Origin of the sequence: Denitratisoma oestradiolicum (assembly GCF_902813185.1) — a bacterium.
GTDB lineage: Bacteria > Pseudomonadota > Gammaproteobacteria > Burkholderiales > Rhodocyclaceae > Denitratisoma > Denitratisoma oestradiolicum.
In genome coordinates this window covers 3,173,137-3,185,340 of record NZ_LR778301.1, presented here as the reverse complement: position 1 = coordinate 3,185,340, position 12,204 = coordinate 3,173,137, and the positions used below count along the sequence as shown (strand labels likewise).

12 protein-coding genes are annotated in these 12,204 nt (G+C 62.8%); 4 read left to right on the top strand and 8 right to left on the bottom strand.

The window, feature by feature from the left end:
• Window positions 1–39: 39 nt before the first annotated feature.
• The 7 genes from DENOEST_RS14415 to DENOEST_RS14385 all read right to left on the bottom strand — a co-directional run bounded on the left by DENOEST_RS14415 (window position 40) and on the right by DENOEST_RS14385 (window position 7,901).
• Entirely contained in the window at window positions 40–1,362 is a 1,323-nt protein-coding gene (locus DENOEST_RS14415; protein WP_145770745.1) for a UDP-glucose dehydrogenase family protein, read from the bottom strand.
• Between the two features lie 34 nt (window positions 1,363–1,396).
• Window positions 1,397–2,572 (bottom strand): lipopolysaccharide assembly protein LapB, encoded by a 1,176-nt coding sequence (gene lapB / locus DENOEST_RS14410; RefSeq protein WP_145770744.1) that lies wholly within the window; start codon window positions 2,570–2,572, stop codon window positions 1,397–1,399.
• A 3-nt stretch (window positions 2,573–2,575) separates the two neighbouring features.
• The gene (locus tag DENOEST_RS14405) at window positions 2,576–2,830 is read right to left on the bottom strand and encodes a LapA family protein (protein ID WP_145770743.1); all 255 of its coding nucleotides are present in this window, start codon (window positions 2,828–2,830) and stop codon (window positions 2,576–2,578) included.
• A 97-nt stretch (window positions 2,831–2,927) separates the two neighbouring features.
• On the bottom strand, window positions 2,928–3,221 hold the full coding sequence (locus DENOEST_RS14400) for an integration host factor subunit beta (RefSeq protein ID WP_145770742.1): 294 nt from the start codon (window positions 3,219–3,221) through the stop codon (window positions 2,928–2,930).
• Window positions 3,222–3,237: 16 nt separating this feature from the next.
• Window positions 3,238–4,926: a 30S ribosomal protein S1 gene (gene rpsA, locus DENOEST_RS14395; RefSeq protein ID WP_145770741.1), complete on the bottom strand. Its 1,689-nt coding sequence runs from the start codon at window positions 4,924–4,926 to the stop codon at window positions 3,238–3,240.
• Between the two features lie 95 nt (window positions 4,927–5,021).
• Window positions 5,022–6,959 (bottom strand): bifunctional 3-phosphoshikimate 1-carboxyvinyltransferase/cytidylate kinase, encoded by a 1,938-nt coding sequence (locus DENOEST_RS14390; RefSeq protein ID WP_145770740.1) that lies wholly within the window; start codon window positions 6,957–6,959, stop codon window positions 5,022–5,024.
• A 102-nt stretch (window positions 6,960–7,061) separates the two neighbouring features.
• A complete protein-coding gene (locus tag DENOEST_RS14385; protein ID WP_145770739.1) occupies window positions 7,062–7,901 on the bottom strand; it encodes an SDR family NAD(P)-dependent oxidoreductase in 840 nt (279 codons plus the stop codon).
• 377 nt (window positions 7,902–8,278) lie between these two features.
• Here DENOEST_RS14385 and DENOEST_RS14380 point away from each other — a divergent pair, with 377 nt between their 5' ends.
• Window positions 8,279–9,853: a nitrite reductase gene (locus tag DENOEST_RS14380; RefSeq protein WP_232096586.1), complete on the top strand. Its 1,575-nt coding sequence runs from the start codon at window positions 8,279–8,281 to the stop codon at window positions 9,851–9,853.
• A gap of 42 nt (window positions 9,854–9,895) precedes the next feature.
• Here DENOEST_RS14380 and DENOEST_RS14375 read toward each other — a convergent pair whose 3' ends face one another.
• On the bottom strand, window positions 9,896–10,324 hold the full coding sequence (locus tag DENOEST_RS14375; protein WP_170228198.1) for a bacteriohemerythrin: 429 nt from the start codon (window positions 10,322–10,324) through the stop codon (window positions 9,896–9,898).
• A 214-nt stretch (window positions 10,325–10,538) separates the two neighbouring features.
• On the opposite strand from DENOEST_RS14375, the gene DENOEST_RS14370 reads away from it, so the two are divergent.
• From DENOEST_RS14370 to DENOEST_RS14360, 3 genes are all read left to right on the top strand, one after another.
• Window positions 10,539–10,910, top strand: a complete 372-nt coding sequence (locus DENOEST_RS14370; protein WP_145770736.1) for a hypothetical protein — start codon at window positions 10,539–10,541, stop codon at window positions 10,908–10,910.
• Between the two features lie 85 nt (window positions 10,911–10,995).
• Complete coding sequence (locus DENOEST_RS14365) at window positions 10,996–11,892, top strand: HD-GYP domain-containing protein (protein ID WP_145770735.1); 897 nt, start codon at window positions 10,996–10,998, stop codon at window positions 11,890–11,892.
• A 30-nt stretch (window positions 11,893–11,922) separates the two neighbouring features.
• Window positions 11,923–12,162: a hypothetical protein gene (locus DENOEST_RS14360; RefSeq protein WP_145770734.1), complete on the top strand. Its 240-nt coding sequence runs from the start codon at window positions 11,923–11,925 to the stop codon at window positions 12,160–12,162.
• Window positions 12,163–12,204: the final 42 nt, after the last annotated feature.

The following is a 12,204-nucleotide window of genomic DNA, read 5'->3' as shown; positions in this document are numbered from 1 at the left end:
AACTACATCGAATCCAGCAGCGCTGTTGTTATCCATTGGTTACTTGCGTCCGATGGGGAAATATTCGAGGCCGGCCCGGCGCGGATGGGCCGGATCGTAGAGGTTGCGGCCATCGAAGATCACCGGGTGGCGCAACTGACTCTTGATGGCATCGAAGTCGGGGCTGCGGAATTCCTTCCATTCGGTGACGATGGCCAGGGCGTCGGCGTCGGCCAGGGCATCCATGGGGCTGGCGGCGAATTCGACGCCGGCCTCTCCTTCGAAGATCCGCTGCGCTTCATGGATGGCCACGGGATCATAGGCCCGCACCCGGGCGCCCCGGGCCAGCAGGTCGCCGATCAGTGCCCGGCTGGGGGCTTCCCGCATGTCGTCGGTGTTGGGCTTGAAGGCCAGGCCCCAGAGGGCGAAGGTCCGGCCCGAGAGGTCGGCGCCGAAATGCTGGACGATCTTGCCGGTGAGCACGTGCTTCTGGACTTCGTTGGCGGCCTCCACGGCGGCGAGGATCTTCAGTTCCTGCCCGGCTTCCCGTGCGGTGCGCTCCAGGGCCTGGACGTCCTTGGGGAAGCAGGAACCGCCGTAGCCGCAGCCGGGATAGAGGAAGTGGTAGCCGATGCGGGGGTCCGAGCCCATGCCATGGCGCACGTGCTCGATGTCGGCCCCCAGCTTCTCGGCCAGGTTGGCCAGTTCGTTCATGAAGCTGATGCGGGTGGCCAGCATGGCGTTGGCGGCGTACTTGGTCAGCTCGGCGGAGCGCACGTCCATCATGATCAGGCGCTCGTGGTTGCGCTGGAAGGGAGCATAGAGCTCCCGCATCAGGTCGATGGCGCGGGGATCCTCGGCGCCGACGACGATGCGGTCGGGCTTCATGAAGTCCTCCACCGCCGCGCCTTCCTTGAGGAACTCGGGATTGGAGACGACGCTGTAGGGGGTATCCACACCCCGCTGGGCCAACTCCTCGGCGATGGCGGCCCGTACCTTGTCGGCGGTGCCCACGGGCACGGTGCTCTTGTCCACCACCACCTTGTAGTCAGTCATGTGGCGGCCCACGTTGCGGGCGGCGGCCAGCACGTATTGCAGGTCGGCGGAGCCATCCTCGTCCGGGGGGGTGCCCACGGCGATGAACTGGATGGCGCCATGGGCCACGGCAGCCTCGATGTCGGTGGTGAAACGCAGCCGGCCGGCGGCCTCGTTCTTCTTCACCATGGCCTCCAGGCCCGGCTCGTAGATGGGGATGCCCCCTTCATTGAGGATGCGGATCTTGTTGGCGTCCACATCCAGACAGAGCACGTCGTTGCCCACATCGGCCAGACAGGTGCCGCTGACCAGGCCCACATAGCCGGTTCCGATTACGGTGATCTTCACAGTCAATCCTTTAAAGACGCGAGGCTCCAGGACCTCACGGGGTCAAATCGAATTCTTCCGTCCGCTTGGGCGGATAAGTTTCCCAGCCGCCGCAGGCGGGGCAGCGCCAGTGGAACTGGCGGGCCTTGAAGCCACAGCTGTCGCAACGGTAGCGGGCCACGCGGCGGGTATGGGCGTGGATCAGGTTGCGCACCAGTTCCAGGTCGCCGCGCCGCTCCGGCGGAGCCATCAGCACCTGGGCTTCCAGCAGGCGATCCAGGCCCAGCAGGGTGGGGTTGCGCCGCAATTCATCCCGCACCAGTTTGTAGGCGGATTCCGGCCCCCGCTGTTCCTGCTCCACCTGGGCCACCACGTCCAGCAGATCGAGGGAGGAGTGGCGTTCCAGGTAGCCCCGCAGCAATTGCAGACCCTGTTCGTCCCGCCCTAGTTTGATGTGGGCTTCCTGTAACTTGGTGGCTACCAGGGCCAGATAGGCCGGGCTTTGTCCCTCCACCCGCTTCCAGGCCTCGATGGCGCCCTCGGCATCGCCCTCGCTCCAGGCCAGATCACCATGCAGGATGGTGGCCCGTACGCATTTGCGATTGGCCCGCAGGGCCTCGTCCAGGTGCTGCCGGGCCTCGGCGAAGTGGCCATGGAGCAGTTCTCCGGCAGCCAGCTCGCAATGGAACTCGGCCATATCCTTCTGCCAAAGGTGATCGGCATGGCCAGGCATGGCGGCGGTGGTGGCGATGGCCTGGCCCCACTCCTTCTCCTGCTGGTAGATTTCCAGCAGGAAGCGCAGAGCCTCCTCGTCCCGGGCCGTGCCCCGCAGTTTGACGAAAATGTCCTCAGCCCGGTCCAGGAGACCCGCCTTCAGGTAGTCCTGGCCCAGCTCGGACAGGGCATGCAGGCTTTGCTCCGGCCTCAGTCCTTCCCGTTCCACCAGATTCTGATGGACCCGGATGGCCCGGTCGGTCTCGCCTCGGCGGCGGAACAGGCTGCCCAGGGCGAAATGCAGCTCGATGGTTTCGGTATCCACCCGGGCCGCTTCGAGGAAGGCTTCGATGGCCTTGTCCGGCTGTTCGTTGAGCAGGAAGTTGAGGCCGCGGAAATAGGAGCGGGGCAGGGCCTGGGACTCACGCACCAGATGCTTGATGTCGATACGGGCGGCGACCCAGCCGAGGACGAAAAAGGCTGGCAGGGCCAGCAGCCACCAAAGTTGGATTTCCACGATTCAGCGCGTCTCCGGTGCCCTGGCCTGGCGGCGCAGAAGGCTCAGTTCTCGTTTTTGCCTTATCAGGGTGGCCAGGGCGGCAGTCACGCCCACCATGGCCCCGGCGGCAAAGGCCGCCAGCAGCACCAAGGATAAGGGTGCCAGGACATGTTGATCGAAGAAAAAGCGTAATTCCACGGTCGCGCTGTTCTTGACGGCCAGACCGAACAGGGCGATGAAGACGACGATACGCAACAGCCAGATCAGAATTTTCATGCTTCAGCCCGCAGCAAACCCTTCGATCATGAAAAACGGGCGGCATCCGCAACGAATGCCGCCCGCCCGATACAGCGCCAGCAGGGCGCCCATAACGCTAGTCGTTCTGACCGTTCTGATCCACCCGCTCCCGCAACTCCTTGCCCGCCTTGAAATGCGGCACATACTTGGCCGGCACCTGTACCTTGGTGCCGGACTTGGGGTTGCGTCCGACCCGGGGAGGGCGATAGTTGAGGGCGAAGCTGCCGAAGCCGCGGATCTCGATGCGATCTCCCCGTGCCAGGGCAAGGGTCATCGCATCCAGAATGGTCTTCACCGCGAAATCGGCATCCTTCGCCACCAATTGGGGGAAACGGGCCGACAGCTTGTCGATCAGCTCGGACTTGGTCATGGGCGGCTGCAGCAGTTTAGTTCTGGTTCAGCTTGGCCTTGAGCAGGGCACCGAGGTTGGTGGTACCTGCGGAACCGGAGCTTTCCGAAGCCAGCTTCTGCATCACCGCATTCTGCTCGGCCTGATCCTTCGCCTTGATGGACAGGCTGATGGAGCGGGTCTTGCGATCCACGTTGATGATCACGGCCTCGACGGCATCGCCTTCCTTGTACAGGGTACGCAGATCCTCGATACGCTCGCGGGTGGCTTCGGAAGCGCGCAGATAGCCTTCCACGTCACCGCCCAGATCGATCACCGCGCCACGCTGATCCACGCTCTTGACGGTGCCGTTGACCAGGCTGTTCTTGTCGTGGGTGGCGATGAAGCTGGTGAAGGGATCGCCATCCATCTGCTTGATGCCCAAGGAGATGCGCTCCTTCTCGACGTCGATGGCCAGCACCATGGCTTCCACTTCGTCGCCCTTCTTGTAGTTCTGCTTGGCTTCTTCGCCGGCCACGTTCCAGGACAGGTCGGAGAGGTGCACCAGGCCATCGATACCGCCGGGCAGGCCGATGAAGATGCCGAAGTCGGTGATGGACTTGATGGCGCCCTTGACCTTGTCGCCCTTCTTGTGGTTCTGGGCAAAATCATCCCAGGGGTTGGACAGGCACTGCTTCATGCCCAGGGAGATGCGGCGACGGTCCTCGTCGATTTCCAGGATCATCACTTCCACCTCATCGCCCAGCTGGACAACCTTGGAGGGATGGATGTTCTTGTTGGTCCAGTCCATCTCGGAGACGTGCACCAGGCCCTCGATGCCCTGCTCGATTTCGACGAAGGCGCCGTAGTCGGTGAGGTTGGTGACCTTGCCGAACAGGCGGGTGCTGAAGGGATAGCGGCGGGCGATGCCCACCCAGGGATCTTCGCCCAGCTGCTTCATGCCCAGGGAGACGCGGTTCTTCTCCTGGTCGAACTTGAGCACCTTGGCGGTGATCTCGTCACCCACGGTGAGCACTTCGGAAGGGTGACGGACGCGGCGCCAGGCCAGGTCGGTGATGTGCAGCAGGCCATCGATGCCGCCCAGGTCCACGAAGGCGCCGTAGTCGGTGATGTTCTTGACGATGCCCTTGATGATGGTGCCTTCCTGGAGGGTTTCCAGCAGCTTCTGGCGCTCTTCGCCCATGGAGGCCTCAAGCACGGCGCGGCGCGACAGCACCACGTTGTTGCGCTTGCGGTCGAGCTTGATGACCTTGAATTCGTATTCCTTGCCCTCGTAGGGGGTGGTGTCCTTGACCGGACGGGTATCCACCAGGGAGCCGGGCAGGAAGGCACGGATGCCGTTGGTCATGACGGTGAGGCCGCCCTTGACCTTGCCGGTGATCACGCCCTTGACCAGAATGCTGTCGTTGAGGGCCTTGTCCAGGTCGTTCCAGGCGGCGATGCGCTTGGCCTTGTCGCGGGACAGGCGGGTCTCGCCGTAGCCGTCTTCGAGCATCTCGATGGCGACCTGGACGAAATCGCCCGGCTGGACTTCGACTTCACCGCGATCATTCTTGAACTCGGCGATGTCGATGAAGGATTCGGACTTGAGGCCGGCGTTGACGACCACGTAATTCTGGTCGAGGCGAACGACTTCGGCGGTGATGACTTCGCCGGCGCGCATTTCCTGGCGGGAAAGGCTCTCTTCAAAGAGATCGGCAAAACTTTCGGCAATAACAGCAGACATGATTTTTGGCATCCATACACACCGTCGGGAGACGGCGGGAAAGTTGCAAAACGTCCGGCAGGCTGGCACCTGTCGGACACCCTTGCGCGGCGGTTTTAGTGGATGCGTTCCCGGGCACAGCCCAGTACTGCCGCCACTGCCTGCTCGATGGAAAGATTCGAGGTATCGAGCAGTTCCGCTTCCGCGCACTTCTGCAAGGGAGCGACGCTACGGGCGGTATCGCGCGCGTCGCGCTCGCGCAAGTCTTGCAGAAGAGGCGTGATCTTAGCAGGGACTCCCTTTGCGATCAACTGTTTATGGCGTCTTTCGGCCCGGGCCTCGGCGCTGGCCGTGAGGAAAACCTTGCACTCGGCCCAGGGGAAGACCACCGAGCCCATGTCCCGGCCGTCGGCCACCAGCCCCGGCCAGCGCCGGTAGGCCCGCTGCCGGGCCAGCAGCGCGGCTCGCACCGCCGGCAGGGCCGCCACTTTCGAGGCACCATCTCCCATTTCCTCGCTGCGGATGGCCTCGCTCACTTCTTCGCCGGAGAGCAGGATGCGCTCTCCCTCGAATTCCGCCGGCAGGGCGGCGGCGATGGCGGCCACGGCGGCCTCGTCCTCCCAGGCCACGCCAGCCTTCCGGGCCGCCAGGGCAGTGAGCCGGTAGAGGGCGCCGCTGTCCAGCATGTGGTAGCCCAGGGTGGTGGCCACCCGGGCCGCCACCGTGCCCTTGCCGGAGGCGGAGGGGCCGTCGATGGCGATCACCGGGGCCGTCACTTCGGCATAGCGCTCGAAATAGTCCGGGAAGGTCTTGGCCACGCATTCCGGTTCCAGGATGCGCACCGGGACGCCGCCCAGGGCCGCCAGGGAGAGACACATGGCCATGCGATGGTCGTCGTAGGTGGCGATGGAGGCGCTGGGAGTCAGGGATGCGGGTGGAACGACCCGAATGAAGTCCGCGTCTTCCTCCACCGTCGCGCCGACCTTGCGCAGCTCGGCAGCCATGGCGGCGATGCGGTCGGTTTCCTTGACCCGCCAGGAGGCAATGTTGCGCAGGGTGCAGGGGCCGTCGGCGAACAGGGCCGCCACCGCCAGCGTCATGGCGGCGTCGGGGATGTGATTCAGGTCCAGGTCGAAGGCCTTGAGCTTTCCGTGGGCGGGAGACCGGGCTTCCATCCAGTTGGCCCCCATTTCGATTCGGGCACCCATGGCCTCCAGAGCGGCGGCGAAGGCCACATCCCCCTGGATGCTGTCCCGGCCGACGCCTTCCACCCGCACCGGGCCACCGCCGATGGCACCGGCGGCGAGGAAATAGGAGGCCGAGGAGGCGTCGCCCTCCACATGGATGGTTCCAGGGCTGCGATAACGCTGGCCGGCGGAAATGCTGAAGCGCTCCCAGCCCTGGCGTTCCACCTTCACGCCGAAGCGGGCCATCAGGTTCAGGGTGATCTCGATATAGGGCTTGGAGATCAGCTCGGTGCTCATCTCGATCACCGCCGCCTGGCCGGAAAGGGGCAGGGCCATCAGCAGGGCGGTGAGGAACTGGGAGGAAACGTCGCCCCGCACCCGGATCGGCCGGTCCAGGCGGATGGCTGCCGGTTGCAGGGTCAGGGGGGGGTAGCCCGGGTTCTCCAGATAGTCCACGGCGGCACCGATCTGGCGCAGGCCATCCACCAGGTCGCCGATGGGCCGCTCGTGCATGCGGGGTACCCCGGAGAGGGTGTAGCGCCCCCCCGCAAGGGCCAGGGCGGCGGTCAGGGGCCGGAAGGCCGTGCCCGCGTTGCCCAGGAAAAGGCTGGCTTCCTTGACCGGAAAGACCCCGCCGGCCCCCTTCACCCGATAGCTGTCGGGACCGATGGGCGCTATGTCTATGCCCAGCTGGCGCAGGCTGGCCAGCATCACCCGGGTGTCGTCGGAATCCAGCAGGTCGTGGATTTCCGTATCGCCGGCCGCCAGGGCCGCCAGCAGCAGGGTGCGGTTGGAGATGCTTTTCGAACCGGGCAGGCGGATGAGGCCCGCGGCACGGTGCAGGGGAGGAAGATCGAGAAAGCTCATGGGGTGCGTCGGGGAAGGATAAAAGCGGCGGCCGACAATCGACCGCCGGTCACGGGAGGCTGTCTTTTATCAGGCCGGGCGATTCATCGCAACCCGAAGGGTTCAGTTCCCCATCAGAGGCACATTGGTATAGCCGCCATCCACATAGATATTCTGGCCGTTGATCCAGGCACCCTGCTCGCTACAGAGGAAGGCCACCATGTTGGCGATATCCTCGCCGGTGCCGGCCCGGCCCAGGGGTATGAAGCTTTTTACCAGCTGCTCCCAGATGTCGCCACGGCCCATATCGTCCAGGCGACTGGTATCGATCAGTCCGGGACAAACCCCGTTGACCCGGATGCCGTAGCGGCCCAGCTCACCGGAGAGAATCGTGGTGAGGCCGTTGATGGCCACCTTGGAACTGGCGTAGGCCGCAGTGCCGGCCGCCAGCAGCCGGGTCCCCAGGGTGGAAATGTTGATGATGGCCCCTCCCTGGTCCAGGTCGATCATGCGCCGGGCGAAGGTTTGACACATGTAAAAACTGCCATTGAGGTTGGTGTCGATCACCCGCTGCCATTCGTTCACCGGCAGGGTCACGACCGGCTGCCGGTCCTGGCCCTTGGTGGAGCCGGCGTTGTTGATCACGAAATCCACCCGGCCAAATTCAGCCAGTATCCGATCCGCCAGGGCTTCCACCGCTTCCGGACTGGAGACATCGGAGACCAGGGGCAGAGCCCGGCGCCCCTGGGCGCGAATCTCGTCGGCCACCGACTCGATATCCCGCCAGCCGGCCGCCTTCTCATCGTCCGGGTAGCGCTCCGGCGATTTGCCTGTTCCCGTCAGCACCACATCGCAGCCAGCCTTGGCCAGGGTCAGCGCGATGGGCCGGCCGATACTGCGCATCCGCCCGGCGCCGGTCACGATGGCCACCTTGTTGTCGAATCCGGTCAGGGTCAGGCTCAATTCTTTCTCCTCGGTTTGTGTGGGGGGGGCTTTTCAACGGGCCGAGCTTAGGTGCTTCCGATTTCTGTGTGGTTCGCATTCGCTGACGGATGAAGGAGGTATCCGTTGAGATACTTTTCCATCATGTTTTCCTTGATTCGAATCAATTCATTTGCCTTGAGTTTCCGGCCATAGTCGAGATTGCCGATCATCAGGTCGGTTGATGGCCCATAAATATTAAAGAGGAGAATCAAACAATGAAGGTCCTCGCAGTCATGGCGCTATGCGCCGTCTCGGTAATCACTTTGCCAACTTTGGCCCAGGAGCAGGCAAAACCTGGGGTCAGTGATGTGGACATCAAGTACCAGGCCGGGGACTCACCTCTGGGCAAGGTGGAGATGCACCAGAACATCAACCCCAAGGCCCCCCCGATGACCAAGGCCGAATTCGAACAGGCCAAGCAGATCTATTTCGAGCGGTGTGCCGGCTGTCACGGCGTGCTGCGCAAGGGGGCCACCGGAAAGCCCCTGACCACGGACAAGACCCTGGCCAGCGGCACCGAATATCTCAAGGTTTTCATCAAGTACGGTTCTCCCGCCGGCATGCCCAACTGGGGAACTTCGGGCGAACTCTCGGATGACAAGGTGGATCTGATGGCCCGCTATGTCCAGCAGGAGCCGCCCGCCCCACCCGAGTATGGCCTGAAGGAGATGAACGCCTCTCACAAGGTGCTGGTGCCCGTTTCCCAGCGACCGAAGAAGAAGATGAACGATCTGGACCTGGACAACCTGTTCTCGGTCACCTTGCGCGATGCGGGAGAGATCGCCCTGATCGACGGCAGCTCGAAAAAGATCGTCAACATCATCAAGACCGGGTACGCGGTGCATATCTCCCGTATGTCGAAGTCTGGCCGCTACCTCTACGTCATTGGCAGGGATGCCAAGATCAACCTGATCGATCTCTGGATGCCCAAGCCGGAAACCGTTGCGGAGATCAAGGCGGGTCTGGAAGCCCGTTCCGTGGAAACCTCCAAGTTCAAGGGCTATGAGGACAAATATGCGGTGGCCGGCACCTACTGGCCGCCCCAGTTCGTGATCATGGACGGCGACACCCTCAAGCCCCTCAAGATCGAGTCCACCCGGGGCATGACGGTGGATACCCAGGAATACCATCCCGAACCGCGGGTCGCTTCCATCGTCGGTTCCCACTACCGGCCGGAATTCATCATCAATGCCAAGGAAACCGGCAAGATCCTGGCGGTCAATTACAGCGACCTGGAGAACCTGAAGATCACCAGCATCAATGCCGCCCGTTTCCTTCATGACGGCGGCTTCGATTCCAGCGGCCGCTATTTCCTGGTGGCGGCCAACGCCTCCAACAAGATCGCCGTGGTGGATACCAAGGAGGACAAGCTTGCTGCCCTGGTGGACGTGGGCAAGACGCCTCATCCGGGCCGGGGCGCCAACTTCAGGCATCCCCAGCTTGGTCCGGTGTGGGCCACCAGCCATCTGGGGGATGAGTCCGTCAGCCTGATCGGTACCGATCCCGCGAAGCACCCCAAGGAAGCCTGGAAGGTGGTCCAGTCCCTGAAGGCCCAGGGCGGTGGATCCCTGTTCATCAAGACCCATCCGAAGTCCAGGAACCTGTGGATCGACACGCCCCTCAATCCTGAAGGCAAGGTCAGCCAGTCCATCGCGGTGTTCGACATCAACAACCTGGACAAGGGTTACGAGACTCTGCCGATCGGGGAGTGGGCCGGCCTGGGCGAAGGCGCCAAGCGCGTGGTGCAACCGGAATACAACCGGGCTGGCGATGAGGTCTGGTTCTCGGTCTGGAGCGCCAAGAACCAGGAATCAGCCATCGTCGTGGTGGATGACAAGACCCGCAAGCTGAAGGCGGTGATCAAGGACCCGAAGCTGATCACGCCCACCGGGAAGTTCAACGTCTATAACACCCAGCACGACGTTTACTGAAATCCACCGGCTACCCGGCCTCTTCCAGTCCGACAGTCGTAGTCAGGCGGGGGAAGCCTTGGCCTGGTAGTCACCCATCTCCTTTCCGTCCTTCAGGACGGAAAGGAAGCGGACATACTCCATGTCGGCGATGCGGACGTGGTTCTCCAGCCAGTCGGCAAGAAACTGGCTCAACTCCTCGGAGATGTCCCGGGCCAGAAAACGGCGCCGAAATAACACAAGCTGGCCAGCAAATTGGCGGTGCTCGGCTGCGTGCTCCTTTAACCCAGGAAAGCCCTGTGCCGCCAGGACTTTCTCCTCGTCGGCAAAATGCTCACGCACATAGGTTTCCAGTTGGGTCAGGGCATGGGCGACCCGTAGCATTCGTCGCTGGGCGGAGGCGTCCCGGAGCTGCTCGAAGCAGCGGAATATGGCCTGATGCTGGGCATCCAGCACGGGTAGGCCTGTTGTTAGTGAATTGTCCCATTCCATGCCACTCATGCTCCCGGAAATAGCCGCTGGGTTTATGGCTTGGGGGATTCTACCGTTATCCCTATGGCAAGCCATTGTCCATTTCCAATCCTGCTTTTCGCGCATCAAGAGGCAAACCCGGACAGCAAGGCCCGGGGGAGATAGAATCCCTGAAGTGAAAAGGCCTTCTCCTGGAAGGCGGTTTCCCCATCAAACCTTTGCCTGGAGCTTATTCATGAGGAAGATTCTTGCTGCGCTGTTCGTCGGAGTGTTGGGTCTGAGCGCAGTCTGCGCAATGGCTGCGGAACCTGTCCTCAAGACCGTGGCCGCCGTTCACAAGGAAATGACTGCGTTGTCCGGTCAGAAGGTGAGCGTGAAGGGCAAGGTGGTCAAGGTCAATAACGGCATCATGAGCCGCAATTTTGTTCACGTGCAGGATGGCACGGGCGATGCCGGCAGCAACGATCTAACCGTCACCAGCAAGCAGACGGCCAATGTGGGCGATCAGGTGACGGTGACCGGGATCGTGGTCCTGAACCGGGACTTCGGTGCCGGTTATGCCTATCCCCTGCTGATAGAGGAAACCACCATTACCCCGGCGAAGTGACCGGCGGGCGCTGTCCTGCCATTGCCGCCCGGTCTTGGGCCGGAGCGGCTACTGAATCAGTGGTTCCCCAAGAGGATGGGTTGCCATGCCGGTAATGAAAAAACTCGTTGCTGCGGATATCGTGTTGGGCGAGCCGCTGCCCTTCTCGATATTCGACGAGCGAGGCAATCTGCTGCTGCGCAAGGGGATTGCCATTGCCATGCCCGACCAGGTGGATCGCCTGGTGACCCGGGGCGCCCTGATCGAGGATACCCGGCCCGAGGCGGGTTTGGCCGGCGCTGGCCGTCCTCAGCGTTCCTCGCCCATGCCTGCGGCAGCCCCGACAGAACCCGTCTTCGAGCGCATTGCCGGCCTGGCCCTGAACCTGAAGCATATTGTGGCGACCGCCTTGCGGACGCCGGAGCAGATCGATTTGCCGGCACGGATCGGCAAAATTGCCCGCACCATCCAGGAGCTTTGTCGGGCGGATCTGGACAGTATGCTGGCGGCCCCCTATCTGGACTACCAGAATCCCTACATCATCGTGCATCAGCTCATGGGGGCGGTGTTGACCGAGGTCGTCGCCGAGCGCAAGGGGGTTGATGTCGAACAGCGGGTGTCCATGATCTGTGGGGCACTGACCCGGGACTGGGGGCAACTGTCGCTGCAAGGGGAACTGGACAGCCTGACCGGCCCTCTGTCCGATGGGCTGAAGCAACGGGTGCGGGCACATCCGACCCGGGGCATCGAGATGCTCGAACAGGCCGGGGTGACCGACGCCTGCTGGCTGGAGTCCATTCGCGCCCACCACGAAAGGCTTGATGGCTCCGGCTATCCCAATCAACTCAAGGGCGACCAGATACCTCTGGGGGGGAGGGTGCTGGCGATCGCCGATGTCTTCAGCGCCATGGGAAAACCGCGCCCCTACCGCAACCGGGTCCTGGGGCCACAGAACGCCCTGCGCGAAATCTATCTCAAGGTCGGTTCCGAAATGGACGAGTAACTAGTCAATATTCTGATTCGCCAGATCGGCATGCTGCCGCCGGGCACCATCGTGAAACTCAAGTGCGGCGAGATCGCCGTGGTCAAGAGCCCGACGCAGAAGGCCGACCAGGCCCTGGTCTATAGCGTGTACAGCAAGACCGGCATGGTGCTGCCGGCGCCGATACCGAGGAATACCGCCCAGCCAGAATACGAGATTACCGGTGTGGTGCCCTTCTCGGAATGCAAGTCGGCGGCCATCACCATCAAGCGGGTCTGGCTCGGTCGCTAATATGAAATCCGGTCTGAATCACACATCGTCGATGCATATGTT